Here is a 15445-nt window from a genome sequence, read left to right as displayed (position 1 = left end):
CCTGGTAAAAAGGAGATTGCCATGTCTGAACCGACACTGGGTGTTCACTCGGAAACCGGCGCGCTACGCCAGGTTATTGTCTGCCGCCCGGGCCTCGCGCACCGGCGCCTGACGCCCTCCAATTGCGATGCGCTGTTGTTTGATGACGTGTTCTGGGTCAAGCAGGCCCAGAAAGACCACGACGTGTTTTCCGGCCTCATGCGTGCCAGGGGCGTTGAAGTACTGGACGTCAACGAATTGCTGGCGGAGACGCTGGATATTGGGAAGGCGCGCAAATGGATACTGGATCATCGCATTACCTGGAACGAAATCGGTGTCGGGATGGTTTCGGATCTGCGTGCCTGGATGGACGAACTGCCGGGGACCAAGCTGGCAGAGTTTCTTATCGGCGGCCTTGAAGTGGCGGATCTGCCGTTTGATCCGGTGGGTCTGTTTGGCAACCATCTCGGTCATTACGGCTTCGTATTGCCACCGCTGCCAAACTTCCTGTTCACCCGCGATAACAGCGCCTGGATCTATGGTGGCGTCACCCTGAACCCCATGTACTGGCCGGCGCGGAAGCCTGAAACCCTGCTTATGGCCGGTATCTACAAGTTCCACCCCAAATTCGCCGGCAAGGTCAATGTGCACTGGGGCGACCCGCTGAAAGATCACGGTCTTGCTTCCCTGGAGGGTGGGGATGTCATGCCGGTGGGTAATGGTGCCGTGCTGGTGGGCATGGGCGAACGCTCGTCCCCTCAGGCCATCGGGCAGCTGGCCAAGTCGCTCTTTGAAAGTGGCACAGCCGAGCGGGTGGTTGCCTGCCAGATACCCAAATCCCGTTCAGCCATGCATCTGGATACCGTCTTTACATTCTGCGGCGGCAATGTGGTCACTACGTTCAAGGAAGTGGCCGATGAAATGGTCTGTTATGACCTGCGCCCCGGAGAGGGCAAGAAACATCTCGCTTTTCGTCAGGATCCACGTCCATTGTTCGAAGTAGTTGCGGACGTACTGGGTTACAAGCAACTGGAGATCGTTCCCACCGGCGGTAATGACCCGGCGGAGCGAGAGCGTGAGCAGTGGAACGATGGCAACAACGTACTGGCGCTAAGCCCGGGAGTCGTCATTGGCTATGATCGCAACGACGATACCAACGCCGCACTGGAGGCGGCAGGCATCGAAGTGTTGGCAATACCGGGAGCAGAACTTGGGCGTGGCCGCGGTGGTGGCCGCTGTATGAGCTGTCCAACGATGCGTGATCCCGTTTAACTGGAAAGGACAACCGTTATGGCATTCAATCTCAAGAACCGACACTTCCTTACCCTGAGGGATTTTAGCCCCAGGGAAATTGGCTTTTTGCTGAAGTTGTCCTCGGATCTCAAGACCGCCAAGTATGCTGGCACCGAAGTGCCCAAGCTCGAAGGCAAAGACATTGCACTGATCTTCGAGAAAAACTCCACGCGAACCAGGGTTGGATTTGAAGTGGCCGCCTTCGACCAGGGGGCGCGGGTCACCTACCTGGGGCCGACCGGAACTCACATCGGCCACAAGGAATCGGTGAAAGACACCGCCCGGGTGCTTGGCCGGGTCTACGATGCCATCGAGTACCGGGGGTTTGGACAAGCCGTTGTGGAGGAACTGGCGCAGTACGCCGGCGTGCCGGTCTACAATGGACTCACCAACGAGTTCCATCCCACCCAGATACTGGCGGATTTCCTGACCATGCAGGAGCATGTGGAAAAGCCGCTGCGGGATGTGGCTTACGTGTTCATCGGCGATGCCGCCAACAATATGGGCGACAGCCTGCTGATCGGCGGCGCCAAGATGGGTATGGACGTGCGCTTGTGCGCACCGAAGGCCTGCTGGCCCAATCAGGCCGTGCAGGAGGAGGCCCGGGCGCTGGCGGCTGAAACCGGAGCTCGCATCACCATTACCGATGACGTCGACACCGCCGTGGCCGGGGTCGATTTCGTGTATACCGATGTCTGGGTCTCGATGGGTGAGCCGAAGGAAAAGTGGGCCGAGCGCATCAAATTGCTGATGCCTTACCAGGTCAACGCGGCCCTGATGGCCAAAACCGGCAATCCACGTGCTCGGTTCATGCACTGTCTGCCGGCCTTTCACAACACCGAAACCGTGGTGGGAAAGGAGATTCAGGAAACCTATGGCATTGACGCCATGGAGGTGACTGAAGAGGTGTTCGAAAGCCCCGCTTCGATTGTTTTCGATCAGGCCGAGAACCGCATGCACACCATCAAGGCCGTCCTCGTGGCGACCCTGGGAGGCTGACATGCTGGTTGTGGCAGCGTTGGGTGGTAATGCCCTCCTGAAACGCGGGGAGCCGCTCACTGCGGAGGTCCAGCGCAACAATGTGCAGATTGCGGCCCGATCGCTGGCAGCGGTTGTCCGGGCCGGCCACGATCTTGTGGTCACCCATGGTAATGGGCCACAGGTGGGGTTGCTGGCTTTGCAGGGCGCCTCCTATAAACCGGATGAGGCCTACCCGCTGGATGTCCTGGGTGCGGAAACCGAGGGCATGATCGGCTATATGATCGAACAGGAGCTGGAGAACGCTCTGGAACATGACCGGCCGGTCGCAACCCTGCTGACCCAGGTGGTGGTGGATCCGAAGGACCCGGCTTTTGAAAAGCCGACCAAGTTTGTGGGGCCGGTCTATGACCGCGAAGAGGCAGAGCGTCGTGCGACCGTTGCGGGCTGGAGTGTTGCGCCGGACGGTGACAAGTGGCGCCGGGTGGTGCCTTCTCCGAAGCCCCTGGAAATACCGGACATGCGCGTACTGAAGTTACTGCTCGATCAGGGCGTGGTCGTGGTGTGTGCCGGGGGTGGAGGAATACCCGTGCTGCGCAGGGACGATGGCAGCATGGTTGGCATTGAAGCGGTTATCGACAAGGATGCCGCAAGCGCACTACTGGCGAGGCAGTTGAAGGCGGACGCGTTGTTACTGCTGACCGATGTCGAGGCTGTCTACCGGGATTTCGGCACGGACCAGTCGACGCCGATTTCCGAACTGGCAGTGTCCGAGGCGAGATCGATGGATATGCCGGCCGGGTCCATGGGCCCCAAGCTGCACGCCGCCTGCGATTTTGCCCAATCTGCCGGGATTAGCGGCATTGGCCGGTTGCAGGACGCGGTGGCCATCCTTGACGGCTTGGCGGGTACGCGCGTGTCGGCAAGGTAACGTGGATGTTGAACCGCATACGGTTGGTCTATTTCCTCTGCTTTTCGATATGATGCTTGTTACGCAAGGATTGGGCTGATTGGAGGAGGTGCCACGTTTCTCCATTTAATTTGTTACCAGATTCCGTATTCTGAAATCTCTATATCTAGGAAAACTCATGCCCGACTCAAAAGCCCCTTTCGGCCCTAAAAGCCTTGTTGCACTGAGTATTGTGATTGTCATCCTTGCGGCTATCGTCTGGCGGGTCATGACAGACGATGCCGAACTGTCCGGGCATATTGCCTCCGGCAATGGGCGAATCGAAGCCACGGAAGTCGATATTGCGACCCGGATACCAGGCCGACTGCAAAGCTTCTTTGTGGCGGAAGGCGACTTGATTGAGAAGGGCCATCCGGTAGCAAAGATGGATACCGATGAACTGGAAGCGCGGTTGGCCGCAGCCAAGGCAAACCTCATGCAGGCGCAGGAGAGCAAGCGGCTGGCTAAGGCTGTCGTAACCCAACGGGAGAGCGAACAACGGTTGGCCCGGGCGGAATTGGCTCGCTTCGAGAGCCTCATGGAAAAAGGCCATGTTTCCCGGGAACAATTTGATCAGGCACAAACTAAGGCCGAGACAGCCGCCGCTGCTTTGCAAGCTGCCAGGGTACAGGTTGCTTCTGCCAGTGCGGGTATTGAGGCCGCGCAAGCCAGCATTCGTGGAATCGAGACAACCATCGATGACAGTCACCTGGAGAGCCCGGTGGGTGGGCGTGTGCTGTATCGGTTGGCAGAGCCTGGCGAGGTTCTCGCAGCCGGTGGAAAAGTTGCTACAGTGCTGGATGTGACCGATGTCTACATGACCATTTTCCTGCCAACATCGCAGGCGGGCAAAGTTAGGGTTGGGTCGGAGGCGCGGATTATACTTGATGCTCTGCCAGACTATGTGATCCCGGCGGAAGTAAGCTTTGTTGCCGCAGAAGCCCAATTCACGCCGAAATCCGTAGAGACCCGGAGCGAACGTGAGAAGTTAATGTTTCGGATCCGGATCCGCATTGATGCGGACCTGTTGAATGCCTACCGTGATCGGGTCAAGACCGGGGTCCCGGGTGTCGCCTATGTCTTGCTCGACGAAAGCCAAGGCTGGCCAGTCCATTTGCAGGTAACTTTGCCCAATGACTGACACGGTTGCTCGCCTGGAGGGCGTTAGCCACGTTTACGGTGGATGTAAGGCACTCACTGACATCCACATTGAGATGCCTGCCGGTTGCATGGTGGGCCTCATTGGACCGGATGGCGCGGGGAAATCCACTCTTCTCGGGCTGGTCGCCGGTGCGCGGAAACTGCAAGCCGGCTCATTGGATGTGCTTGGCGGAGATATGGCGAGTCAGCAGTTTCGAAGCCGGCTCGCGCCGCGCATTGCCTACATGCCCCAGGGGTTGGGAGGCAACCTTTATCACACCCTGACTGTCGATGAGAATATTGGTTTCTTCGCCGATCTCTTCGGGCTGAGGGGTGTGCGACGGGAGCAACAGGTTCATCGGCTGCTGGAGGCCACCGGTTTACTTCCATTCAGGGACAGGCCGGCCGGTAAGTTATCGGGAGGCATGAAGCAGAAGCTTGGCCTTTGTTGTGCCCTGATCCATAACCCTGATCTTCTGATTCTCGACGAACCCACCACTGGTGTTGATCCACTGTCCCGGGCCCGATTCTGGGACCTGATCGATAGAATCCGCGCCCAGCAACCGGGCATGAGTGTCCTGGTTGCCACAGCCTACATGGAAGAAGCGGAACGGTATGACTGGTTAGCCGCTATGGATGACGGTGCCATCCTGGCGACTGGCTCGCCCCTGGAGTTGCGTACACAGACCAACACCCGAACGCTGGATGAAGCCTTTATCGCTCTGTCCTCAGGCTCAGCCTCCACGACCAGCACCGAAAAAAGAGAGGAGAAGGCGCCCAAAACGGCGTCGCAGACGGGAGACAACCTTCCGGCAATCGAAGCAAATCATCTGACCTTGCGGTTCGGCGATTTTACGGCGGTAAAAGACGTCAGTTTATCGATTTCCAGAGGGGAGATATTCGGCTTCCTTGGCTCTAATGGCTGTGGCAAAACCACGACCATGAAGATGTTGACCGGGCTATTGCCTCCTTCCGAGGGTGATGTTTTGCTCTTTGGAAAGCCACTGGATGCCAGGGACCTGAGCACAAGGCAACGCGTTGGCTATATGTCGCAGGGGTTCTCCCTGTATGGCGAACTGACGGTGAGGCAGAATCTCGAACTGCACGCCCGTTTGTTCCACCTGCCGGCAGAGCAGGTCAGTGTCCGGGTCGATGAGCTGGCGCAGGAGTTCGGGCTGGCCGAGGTAATGGATCAGCTGGCAAGTCATCTGCCACTGGGGGTTCGCCAGAGGCTTTCACTGGCCGTGGCTGTTGTACATCGGCCTGAATTACTGATTCTCGACGAACCAACGTCGGGGGTTGACCCTGGCGCGCGGAACCAGTTCTGGGCCCTGCTGTTCCGACTGTCCCGCGAGGATGGGGTGACGATTTTTATTTCTACCCATTTTATGAACGAGGGTGAGCGGTGTGACCGGATCTCACTGATGCACGCCGGTGAGGTGCTGGCGTCAGACAAGCCGGAGGTGCTGATCCGGGAAGCAGGTGAAAAAAACCTCGAAGGGGCATTCATGCGCACTCTCGAGACCGCCACTGGAGACGAAGACATCGGCAATGGTGCTGTACTTACCGATGATCATGGAGGTGAGCCCGAATACCGTTGGTTCAGTGCCCGAAGATTGTGGGCCTATGGACACCGTGAAGCACGGGAACTGATCAGGGACCCGATCCGTATGGCGTTTGCCTTTATTGGCTCGGCCCTGCTGATGCTGATCCTCGGCTATGGTATTACCCTTGATGTCGAAGATCTGTCCTTTGCGGTCCTCGACCAGGATCAGACCCCGCAAAGCCGGGATTATGCCACTGCATTCTCCGGATCCCGGTATTTTATCGAGCGTCCGCCCATCAGGGACATGTCCGAATTAAACCAGCGGATGCAGTCTGGAGAGCTTAGCCTCGCTCTCTTGATCCCCCCGGGCTATGGCAAGGATCTGAAGCGGGGAAGAGACACAGAAATTGGCGTCTGGGTTGATGGTGCCATGCCGTTCCGGGGAGAGACCATTGCCGGTTATGTTGAGGGAATCCACTACAACTACCTGGCGGATCTGGTATTTCGTACCTACGGAACAGTTCCGACACTCAGCCTCGTCTCGATTGAAGACCGGTATCGGTACAATCAGGATTTCCGAAGCCTGGATGCGATGGTGCCCGCAGTTATCCCGATACTGCTTATTTTTATTCCTTCCATCCTGATGGCTCTGGGTATCGTCCGGGAAAAAGAGCTGGGATCGATCACCAACCTGTACGTCACGCCGGTAACGCGTCTTGAATTCCTGTTGGGTAAGCAGCTTCCATACATCGCTTTCAGTATGATCAGTTATGTCAGCCTGGTTATGCTGGCGGTTTGGATATTTGAAGTGCCGCTCAAAGGGGGATTATGGACACTCTCACTTGGCGCCCTCTTGTACGTAGTGGTCACCACCGGACTGGGTCAGGTAATTTCGGCGTTTGCCTCCACCCAGATTGCAGCACTTGCCGCAACCGCGATCATTACCCTCTTGCCCACCGTACAGTTCTCAGGCCTGACTGAGCCGGTCTCCTCTCAGGAAGGCGTGGGCGCGCTCATTGGTGAGTTCTGGCCTGCAACCTGGTTCCTTCAGGTCAGTCGCGGGGTCTTTACCAAGGGGCTTTCCTTCAGCGACCTTCAGCAGACGTTACTATACCTGGCGGCCTTCATTCCGGTGTTGACGTTGTTATCGGTCATGCTGCTCAAGAAACAGGGGCGCTAGCGATGAAGTCACTGGCGAATATCTGGAATCTGGGCCTCAAAGAGTTGCGCAGTCTTTGGGGGGATAAAGTACTGATGGTGTTTGTTCTGCTGGCATTCACCCTGATTATCTATACCGCGGGCTCGGCCGGATCCATGGAATTGAACAATGCCCCCGTGGCTGTGGTGGATGAAGATCAGACCATACTGTCCGGACGGATTATGCAGTCGTTCCAGCAGCCCTGGTTTCTCAAGCCAGATCTGATTCGATACGACCAGATTGATACCATGCTCGACCGGGGGTCACATACCTTCGTCCTGGTGATACCTGAAGGCTTTGAGCGGGATGTGCGCAAAGGTGACGTGGTCAGTGTGCAGCTGAATATCGACGCAACCCGAATGACCCAGGCGTTTATCGGGGCCAACTATATTCAATCGTTTGTAATGACCGAAGTTGCGGAATTCATCGAGCTTGGCAGTGGCTCAACGGAGCTCCCGGTTAATCTGGTGAATCGGGTAAGCTTTAACCCCAACCTCGAAGGCTCCTGGTTCGGGGGAGTGATGGAGCTGATTACAGAAATTACCCTGATCAGCATCATTCTGACCGGTGCCGCCCTGATCCGGGAGCGGGAACACGGCACTATAGAGCATCTGATGGTGATGCCGCTGCGCTCCTACGAGATCATGGCGGCCAAAGTCTGGGCCAATGCGCTGGTGGTAATGATTGCGGCCACGCTATCGGTGACCGTTGTCATTCAGGGTTGGCTTCAGGTACCCGTTGCCGGGTCTGTTCTACTGTTTCTCTTCGGGGCCTTGATTCACCTGTTCTCTACGACGGCCATTGGCATTCTGGTTGGCACCGTAGCGCGAACCATGCCCCAGTTTGGCCTTTTGTTGATACTCATCATACTGCCGCTACAGCTTCTCTCAGGCGGTATTACGCCCCGGGAGAGCATGCCGGACCTCGTTCAGGATATCATGCTGCTGGCTCCAACAACCCACTTCGTGAGTCTGGCTCAGGGGATTCTGTACCGTGGTGCCGGTCTTGATGTGGTGTGGCCCCAGTTTTTGGCTCTGACTGCCATCGGAGCGGTGTTTTTCGGGGCAGCTCTGATGCTATTCCGGCGTCATATGTCTGTATGAATACCTCTTTTTTGGCTGCCCCTCTCTTATCACATTTTAGGTTGGTAGCGTCCTTCGTGGATCTTTACGCGATCAATTTCGAAACCGTCGAACTTTCTCACATAGGTGTCCTCGTCGACCTGCTCGAAGACGCTACAGCCGCCCCGGTGGCCATAGCCGATGCTGGTACAGAACTCCCCGTCTTTCACCTCCCAGGTTCCGAGATAGCGGGTATAGCCTGATGCCTGCTCGGCTCGCTTGTCATGGCCGTAGATTTTTCCGTCTTCAGAAAAGTACTCGTAGAAGGTGTGTCGGCGCTTGCCGTCTTCTCGATAGTCGGCTTGCAGAGTATTACCTATCAGCGCATCACGAATCTGTTCCCCATCAAGAACATCTTGACCCATAACGACACCTGACGATGAAATAAGAACGGCTAGTGCACTGAACTTAATAAGTTTTCTCACTTTTATATCCCTTCCTAGATGTTTGGACTCAAGTATAGATCACCCGCCCAATTTTGCTACTTTGACCTGCTTGCCGGTGCACTAACCGCTGATAGTTCTTTTTTAAGTGTTTGAAAAGTCGTGAAGCCAGCCACTTTCAAACGTTGCGTCCGAAATGCCGAGCCCACGACAGTTCTCTCCGGGACCGGTGTACCAAATTAGACTTGTTTCAGGACGAAGGCAATCTGCTCTTCAGCGTAACGGGATCACTTCATGGCATGATCTCCTGCTCAGCGCCAGATCTTGCCGAGTTTTCCAGTTTTAAATGAACTGAAACTCAGGGGTCAAAGCTGGGGACGAGCGACGCGTTCTGCTCTGTTGACTCCGATTTGAACAATTTTAAGGCAGACAACGATGTCTATGGATACTCACACGGTGCCTAGATGATATTGGCGTTAGCCAACCTCCTTAGCGAGAGCTCTCAGAGTTCGGGCTTTATAGGCCATATTGGAGGGGATGATTTCATCTCGCTTTTAAGCGGCGCCGACACCCGATCAGAACATGTCTGCAAAGAAATCCTGGGTCGCTTCGCGAAGATAGCTCCCTCATTCTATAGCGAGGAACATCAAAGAGCTTGCGGACATCCTGGTGGAGCTAAAAGCGCAAGCTTAAAAAGAGCCAGGAAATAGTCTTTTTATTGATAGGCGGCACGAACCAAAGCTCCCCACCCCTTGGAAGGCGACCCGACTTCACGACTGTTCACCTCACGCTTCAATAGCGCCAGGTCAGAGACAGAGTGCCGAAGCTGAAGCTCTCTTTGTCCGATTGTTCTTCCCCTGTCGTGGCTCTGAGGATCAGGGCCGCCTGGAGACTTTGCCATTGCCGGGTTGCACCGATACCGATCTGAGCCAGCATGAGATTTTCCTCGAAGCGGTAGGGACCGGCGTTATCTTTCAGATTGGAATAGGGAACATATTCGAGTCCCAGGCCGATAAAAACGGACCAGCCCGTCCCTGCATTATTAAATGTTGCCGGAAGTCCGACTGTGCTGGAAGTTCCGGCGTAATCGGGTACAAAATTCGGTGGTAGATATTTGCCTGTTCGCCAAATACAGCCGATCCTGGTATGAGATCGAAGGCTGGAAATCATGGCCGAACCGACCCAAGCAAGCTCCTGTTCCAATTCCCCTTTGCGACCGCTACGCCACACCTTTTGAGCATGCGTGCTCTGTAGGCCGCCGACCACATTTGTGCCGAGTTGGAAATCCCAGCCCCTGGGTTCTTCACTTCCGGTTAGTTTGTGAACCCACTTTTGGGAGGCTTCCGCCCCGCTTTCCGGACCTACTAAGCCCACATGAGCCCCGTAGCCCGTAATACGGTCCGCGTCCCAACTCCAGACAGTAGTGCTCAGTAAAAGGTAACCTGCATAGGGAAGGTCATTGGGATTGGGTTGCTCTTGCGAAATGTCATCAGGAGTAACCATCAGCTGCCGAAGACTGAATGAAACCGCCTGCTCCTGGGCTTCTGGATCAATGCCCGGAACCGCATCCAGCCATTGCCCCATCGCTCGGGATAACCGAGAAGTTGTGGCATCTGGGTCTTTGGATGACGAAGTGAGATATGACAAGCGCAAACCATTGGTATAGCCCTGATCAAGGCCCAGAAGTAGGTCGTTGTCCCATGAGAGGTTGAAGGTATCTGCGTGGGCGCAGAAGGGTAAAGGCGCTATTAGCAATAGCGCCTTTACAGGCGCGCGCACCGAAAAAACAAGATATACCATTCGAGTAGCGAAGCCCCATCCAGTCAGTGAGCAAGCTATTCTCTTTCCTGCCGAGCTGAATGGAAAGCCATGATCTTCGTCGGAAACCCTCAGTGCCTTTGAAGGTCTGAGCAAGAATTCTTGGCTATTTCACCTAACAGGATTGAAGAACATTATTTTTGGTACTGGGCGACCTCCCTCGCCAAGATAGCTTGCATGGCTATCAGGTCCTCATCACTGAACGAGGTATCGGTCTGATAGGCAGGAGTATATATCTGCTGCAAGATTTTAGAACCAAAGATTTCTTTGGCTATTGTGGTTCGCCAAAAAACAACAAATAAGATGAAGTTTCCGCTTAAGTCTGTATTTGGGAAAACCAACCACGGTCCGGTAGCGCCCGAGGAAGAAAGGGATGTAGAGCAAAAGGGGGTCATTAAATATCTGCGAAAAGAAAGAGTGGGCAGTTACAAGCAGTCCTATCACCCACTATCTATGATCAAGCTACCGGAGGCCATTCTTTTACCGGTGCCAACACACGATGAAATGTGAGGTGCATGACTCTGATGTGGCTTTTCTCTTTTTTGACTGGATTGGAGTGATGATTAAATGATGAATGTGATAATCGTAAGTTCACGGAGCAATGATCCGCTGTGCTAAGAAGTGTCCAATGCGGCGAGGCTGTTGTTCGGCTACTCTGAATGTCCGCTTTGCGACCTCACCGAACAATAAATTGCTGGCCAGAATAGCGCGTTCTGGGGGATTAAATACTAGTTACTATTTCGGTGGATAAAAGGGAGATGAAGCCAGGCCTCTCCCTGGCGCGTCACACCACTCGGCAGGTGTCGCGTTTGCCTGGCATCCTTGCCGGCCGGTGAGCTCAATCAACGCATTGTTGGCTCAAGAATAAAGTTAACTCAATAAGCTTCGATTTTCAGGGCGTCGATCACAGAATTCTCGATTAGGATCTTCAATGAGCTGGACCACCAGATCAGTTGGGTCGAAAGCGGTCCCTGGGCCCTGTTCCGGTTGTTGGGCAAAGCAGACATTACCGGGGTGAGCAGTAATGCGGTGGATGTGAGGTTCCGTGTCGACGATGGGGAAATGAAGTACCGCCTGCATGCCGGCAGTAATACCAATCCCTTCACTCAACAGCTGCTGGCGGGGTATCGGATACCGCGAAGTCTCTATTGATTGGGCGGGGGTGGACGAAGGCCTGGGGCTCAGCTTATCCCGCAGTTTGCAGTCCAGGCAGGGGTCAGATGAAAGCGTTCATCTGACCCCATCTTCACACCCATAGCTCGCGACCCAAGTCGGGGTCAGAAGAAGGCTTTCTTCAGACCCCAGCTTTACTCCCCATCTGCGTCCTTTGGCACCCGAAACAGGCAATAACTCACCTGTCCGGCGGTTTTCTGCCGGTGCAGTTGCCAGCCTGACGGAACCGCCGGCGTTGGCAGTTCGCTCTCATGCTCGACATACACCCAGCCTCCGGGTTTGATCCATTGCTGGGACTCCAGCAGCCGAAACAGCCGATCCAGCCAGCCCTGTCGGAAGGGCGGGTCCATGAAGATGATGTCGAAGGGTGGGCGCTGGCGGTGGGCCAGGTAGGTTTCCACGCCCTGGCAGACTACGTCGCCTTTGTCCGATTTCAGCAGGCGCAGGTTATCCCGCAGGGCCTTGGCCAGGGCCGGGGTGTGGTCCACCAGGGTCGCGGCACCGGCACCGCGGGACAGGGCTTCCAGCCCGAGGGCGCCGGAGCCGGCGAACAGGTCCAGGCAGTCCGCTCCCGCTATGTGGTAGTTCAGCCAGTTGAACAGGGTTTCCCGGGTGCGGGCCGGGGTGGGGCGCACGCCGCCGGCATCGGGAAAGCGGAGTTTCCGGCTGCGCCAGTCGCCGCCGATGATTCGCAGTTCGCCGCTGCCGCTTTGGGCGTCGGGTTTCCGGGATGGTGAGCCGGGTTTGCGGCGGGCTGTTCTGCGTTGCGCCATGGGGGTGCTCCGGAGTGCTGGGGAGGTGAATCAGTGCGACGTTATGGTACCGGAAAGCGGTGCCCCTTTGGATAACCCGGCGGCCCCTCACTTAAACCTGGCAGTCTGCTAGAATGTCGGCTTTGTTTTCGCCCGCCCATTTCCAGACAGATGGTAGAACTATGACGGCAGAGTGGATTTCAATCGGCCTTTTGGCCCTTCTTGTGCTCTTCTTTGTGGTGGATGTTGCCGGTAACCGCAAGCGGGTACCCCGGCCCAAGCCCGTTCCCCAGCGCAAGCCGGAGGTGGCCAGAGGGCCGGCCCCGGCCGAAGAGCCCGAGGCGAAAGAAGCCCCCGAAGCCGAAGCCCCGGCTGCACCGGAAGCCCCTGCCGAAGCACCTGCGAAAGAGAAGCCCGTCGAAGCGCCCGCTCCGGAAGCAGTGCCAGAGCCTGCGCCGGAACCCGAGCCCCAGGTCAGTGTGTTCGAGCGGATCAAGCAGGGCCTTGGTAAGACCCGCGCCAGTCTGACCGGTGGTCTTGCGGACCTGTTCTCTGTCGGCAAGAAGATTGACGAGGATCTGCTCGAGGAAATCGAGACCACGCTGCTGATGGCCGATGTCGGTGTGACCGCCACCTCCGAAATCATCGATTCGCTGACCGACAAGCTCGAGCGCAACCAGCTCAAGGACGGTGAGGCGCTGCGCAAGGCCTTGCGGGATGAGTTGCACGGCCTGCTGAAGGATGTCACCAAGCCCCTGGAGATCGATGCGGGCAAGAAGCCCTATGTGATTCTCATGGTCGGTGTGAACGGCGTGGGCAAGACCACCACCATCGGCAAACTCTCCAAGAAGTTCCAGGCCGAAGGCAAGTCGGTCATGCTGGCCGCCGGCGATACCTTCCGGGCGGCTGCGGTCGAGCAGCTGCAGGTCTGGGGCGAGCGCAATAACGTGCCGGTTGTGGCCCAGGAAACCGGTTCCGACAGCGCCTCGGTGATCTTCGATGCGATCCAGTCGGCCCAGTCCCGTGGCACGGATGTGGTCATTGCCGATACCGCCGGTCGTCTCCAGAACAAGGAAAACCTGATGAACGAGCTGGCCAAGGTCGTTCGGGTCATGAAGAAGCTGGACGAATCCGCGCCCCACGAAGTGATGTTGGTGCTGGACGCCGGCACCGGCCAGAATGCCCTGAGCCAGGCCCAGGTGTTCCAGCAGGCGGTGGGTGTATCCGGCATTACCCTGACGAAACTGGACGGCACAGCAAAAGGCGGTATCGTATTCGCCATTGCCCGTCAGTTGCAGTTGCCGATCCGCTTTATAGGTGTGGGCGAGCAGGCCGATGACCTGCGCAGTTTCGATGCCGAGACCTTTGTCGACGCGCTGTTTGACTGAGGCCGCGTTCTACCCGGAGCAGTAGTCACCGATGATCGAATTTCGCCAGGTCACCAAACGCTATGACAGCGACCACACGGCGCTGGCGCAGGTCAATTTCAGCCTGAACCGGGGTGAACTGGCCTTCCTGACCGGCCACTCCGGGGCCGGCAAGAGTACCCTGCTCAAGCTCATCATGGTGATGGAGCGCCCCAGTGCCGGGGAAGTGGTGGTCGGTGGCCAGCTGCTCAACCGGCTGCCGCGCCGGCAGATTCCCTACATCCGCCGCCATATCGGTGTGGTGTTCCAGAACCATCAGTTGTTGTTCGACCGCACCGTCTTCGACAACGTGGCCATGCCCCTGGAGGTGATGGGCGCATCGCCCCGGGATATCGGCCGCCGCGTGCGCGCCGCGCTGGACAAGGTGGGCCTGCTCAACAAGGAAAAGATGAACCCGATGCAGCTGTCCGGCGGTGAGCAGCAACGGGTCGGTATTGCCCGTGCGGTGGTGAACAAACCCCCGGTGCTGCTGGCGGATGAGCCCACCGGTAACCTGGATCCGGAGCTTTCCGCCGACATCATGAATTTGTTTACCCGGTTCAGCCAGGTGGGCGTGACTGTACTGATCGCCACCCACGACATTGGTCTGGTGAATGAAATGGACCGCCGGACCCTCACGCTGGACCACGGCCGCCTGATTGCCGGCGGCAGCTCACCCCTGCAGGGTGCCGCGGGAGGTGTCAGTGGCCACTGACTCACGCCGGAAAGCCGATACTGCCCGGGGTGCCAAGACGGGGCGTTCCCCCTGGAAGGAGCAGGCCCGCAGTTACTTCGACCACCACCGCAAGGTGGCGAAGGACAGTGCGCGCCGTTTGTGGAAGACACCGGTAGGAACCGGGATGACCTGGACGGTCATGGGGGTCGCCCTGGCGTTGCCGGTGGCACTGCTGCTGTTGCTGACGAGTTTGCAGGGCGTAAGTGCCGGCTGGGAGAGCAGCGCCCGGGTAACCGCGTATCTCCAGCTGGAGGTGCCGCTTGAGGACGCCCGGGGCCTGGTGGACGAGATCCGCACCGACAGCCGCATTTCAGACATTGAACTGGTGGACCGGGAGCAGGCGCTGGCGGAGTTCCGTGCCAATTCGGGCCTGGAAGATGCCCTGGACTACCTGGAAGAGAATCCCCTGCCACACACCCTGCTGATCACGCCGGACGAGCGTAGCCGCTCAGCGACCGGGGTGGAGGCGCTGGTCACGTTTGTCCGGGGCCTGGAAGGGGTTGAGCGGGTCCAGGTCGACCTGGGCTGGCTGCAACGGCTCAATGCCATGACGGACTTGCTTGCCCGGGCGGTCTGGGCGCTGGCGATCCTGCTGGCAGCGGCAGTGATTCTGGTCATAGGTAACACAGTGAGGCTCGCGATCGAGAGCCGCCGCGATGAAATCCTGGTGGCCAAGCTGGTTGGCGGCACCGACGCCTTCGTTCGCCGGCCCTTTCTCTATACCGGTGCCTGGTATGGTCTCGGTGGCGGTGTTGTCGCCTGGATTCTGCTGCAGCTGTCTCTCTGGTGGCTCAGCGGCCCGATCGAGCGGCTGGCCGGGCTGTACCGGAGTGACTTTACCCTGGTCGGTCTTGGCCTTGATGGAGTACTGGCGTTGATTATTGTGGCAATGCTGCTAGGCTGGCTTGGCGCATGGGTTGCGGTGAAGCGTCATCTGGATGACATAGAACCCGGCGATATTGCCGGTGGATGA

At 57.3% G+C, this 15445-nt stretch carries 12 protein-coding genes and 1 pseudogene; 10 read left to right on the top strand and 3 right to left on the bottom strand.

The features are described 5' to 3' along the window. The first annotated feature begins 21 nt into the window (after nucleotides 1-21). The 6 genes from BM254_RS01980 to BM254_RS01955 all read left to right on the top strand — a co-directional run bounded on the left by BM254_RS01980 (nucleotide 22) and on the right by BM254_RS01955 (nucleotide 8186). Entirely contained in the window at nucleotides 22-1251 is a 1230-nt protein-coding gene (locus BM254_RS01980) for an arginine deiminase (protein ID WP_091998039.1), read from the top strand. Between the two features lie 18 nt (nucleotides 1252-1269). After that, nucleotides 1270-2271 carry an ornithine carbamoyltransferase gene (locus BM254_RS01975; RefSeq protein ID WP_091998037.1) on the top strand — a complete coding sequence of 334 codons (1002 nt, stop codon included), beginning with the start codon at nucleotides 1270-1272 and terminating at the stop codon, nucleotides 2269-2271. A gap of 1 nt (nucleotide 2272) precedes the next feature. Continuing rightward, entirely contained in the window at nucleotides 2273-3181 is a 909-nt protein-coding gene (gene arcC / locus BM254_RS01970) for a carbamate kinase (protein WP_091998035.1), read from the top strand. Nucleotides 3182-3338: 157 nt separating this feature from the next. Continuing rightward, nucleotides 3339-4340 carry an HlyD family secretion protein gene (locus BM254_RS01965; protein WP_091998033.1) on the top strand — a complete coding sequence of 334 codons (1002 nt, stop codon included), beginning with the start codon at nucleotides 3339-3341 and terminating at the stop codon, nucleotides 4338-4340. Then, on the top strand, nucleotides 4333-7065 hold the full coding sequence (gene rbbA, locus BM254_RS01960) for a ribosome-associated ATPase/putative transporter RbbA (protein WP_091998031.1): 2733 nt from the start codon (nucleotides 4333-4335) through the stop codon (nucleotides 7063-7065). The genes BM254_RS01965 and rbbA overlap by 8 nt, the downstream gene beginning before the upstream one ends. A 2-nt stretch (nucleotides 7066-7067) precedes the next feature. Then, nucleotides 7068-8186 (top strand): ABC transporter permease, encoded by a 1119-nt coding sequence (locus BM254_RS01955; RefSeq protein ID WP_091998029.1) that lies wholly within the window; start codon nucleotides 7068-7070, stop codon nucleotides 8184-8186. Nucleotides 8187-8215: 29 nt separating this feature from the next. Here the strand turns inward: BM254_RS01955 and BM254_RS01950 are convergent, their stop codons facing one another. Together BM254_RS01950 and BM254_RS01945 are read right to left on the bottom strand one after the other, a co-directional pair. Continuing rightward, complete coding sequence (locus BM254_RS01950) at nucleotides 8216-8569, bottom strand: hypothetical protein (RefSeq protein WP_091998027.1); 354 nt, start codon at nucleotides 8567-8569, stop codon at nucleotides 8216-8218. Nucleotides 8570-9379: 810 nt separating this feature from the next. Next, nucleotides 9380-10387 carry a lipid A deacylase LpxR family protein gene (locus BM254_RS01945; protein WP_091998025.1) on the bottom strand — a complete coding sequence of 336 codons (1008 nt, stop codon included), beginning with the start codon at nucleotides 10385-10387 and terminating at the stop codon, nucleotides 9380-9382. 978 nt (nucleotides 10388-11365) lie between these two features. Between BM254_RS01945 and BM254_RS17850 the strand changes: the two are divergent. Beyond that, a pseudogene (locus tag BM254_RS17850) lies at nucleotides 11366-11557 on the top strand (type VI secretion IcmF C-terminal domain-containing protein); the annotation flags it as partial. Nucleotides 11558-11712: 155 nt separating this feature from the next. Here the strand turns inward: BM254_RS17850 and rsmD are convergent. Beyond that, complete coding sequence (gene rsmD / locus BM254_RS01930) at nucleotides 11713-12351, bottom strand: 16S rRNA (guanine(966)-N(2))-methyltransferase RsmD (RefSeq protein WP_091998021.1); 639 nt, start codon at nucleotides 12349-12351, stop codon at nucleotides 11713-11715. A 161-nt stretch (nucleotides 12352-12512) separates the two neighbouring features. Here rsmD and ftsY point away from each other — a divergent pair, with 161 nt between their 5' ends. From ftsY to ftsX, 3 genes are read left to right on the top strand one after another with little or no spacing between them, the layout of a single operon-like run. Then, nucleotides 12513-13718 carry a signal recognition particle-docking protein FtsY gene (gene ftsY, locus BM254_RS01925; protein WP_091998019.1) on the top strand — a complete coding sequence of 402 codons (1206 nt, stop codon included), beginning with the start codon at nucleotides 12513-12515 and terminating at the stop codon, nucleotides 13716-13718. A gap of 31 nt (nucleotides 13719-13749) precedes the next feature. After that, nucleotides 13750-14451, top strand: a complete 702-nt coding sequence (gene ftsE, locus BM254_RS01920) for a cell division ATP-binding protein FtsE (RefSeq protein ID WP_091998017.1) — start codon at nucleotides 13750-13752, stop codon at nucleotides 14449-14451. After that, complete coding sequence (ftsX, locus tag BM254_RS01915) at nucleotides 14441-15445, top strand: permease-like cell division protein FtsX (RefSeq protein ID WP_091998015.1); 1005 nt, start codon at nucleotides 14441-14443, stop codon at nucleotides 15443-15445. Before ftsE ends, ftsX begins: the two co-directional genes overlap by 11 nt.

Origin of the sequence: Marinobacter pelagius (assembly GCF_900114925.1) — a bacterium.
Taxonomy (GTDB): Bacteria; Pseudomonadota; Gammaproteobacteria; order Pseudomonadales; family Oleiphilaceae; genus Marinobacter; species Marinobacter pelagius.
The sequence above is the reverse complement of the archived record's forward strand: the minus strand, read 5'-3'. Positions and strand labels throughout refer to the sequence as shown.

Bases quoted from the DNA above. Each gene is read 5' to 3' on its own strand.
- BM254_RS01980 (WP_091998039.1), top strand. From the start codon at position 22: ATGTCTGAACCGACACTGGGTGTTCACTCGGAAACCGGCGCGCTACGC.
- BM254_RS01975 (WP_091998037.1), top strand. From the start codon at position 1,270: ATGGCATTCAATCTCAAGAACCGACACTTCCTTACCCTGAGGGATTTT.
- arcC (WP_091998035.1), top strand. From the start codon at position 2,273: ATGCTGGTTGTGGCAGCGTTGGGTGGTAATGCCCTCCTGAAACGCGGG.
- BM254_RS01965 (WP_091998033.1), top strand. From the start codon at position 3,339: ATGCCCGACTCAAAAGCCCCTTTCGGCCCTAAAAGCCTTGTTGCACTG.
- rbbA (WP_091998031.1), top strand. From the start codon at position 4,333: ATGACTGACACGGTTGCTCGCCTGGAGGGCGTTAGCCACGTTTACGGT.
- BM254_RS01955 (WP_091998029.1), top strand. From the start codon at position 7,068: ATGAAGTCACTGGCGAATATCTGGAATCTGGGCCTCAAAGAGTTGCGC.
- BM254_RS01950 (WP_091998027.1), bottom strand. From the start codon at position 8,569: ATGGGTCAAGATGTTCTTGATGGGGAACAGATTCGTGATGCGCTGATA.
- BM254_RS01945 (WP_091998025.1), bottom strand. From the start codon at position 10,387: ATGGTATATCTTGTTTTTTCGGTGCGCGCGCCTGTAAAGGCGCTATTG.
- rsmD (WP_091998021.1), bottom strand. From the start codon at position 12,351: ATGGCGCAACGCAGAACAGCCCGCCGCAAACCCGGCTCACCATCCCGG.
- ftsY (WP_091998019.1), top strand. From the start codon at position 12,513: ATGACGGCAGAGTGGATTTCAATCGGCCTTTTGGCCCTTCTTGTGCTC.
- ftsE (WP_091998017.1), top strand. From the start codon at position 13,750: ATGATCGAATTTCGCCAGGTCACCAAACGCTATGACAGCGACCACACG.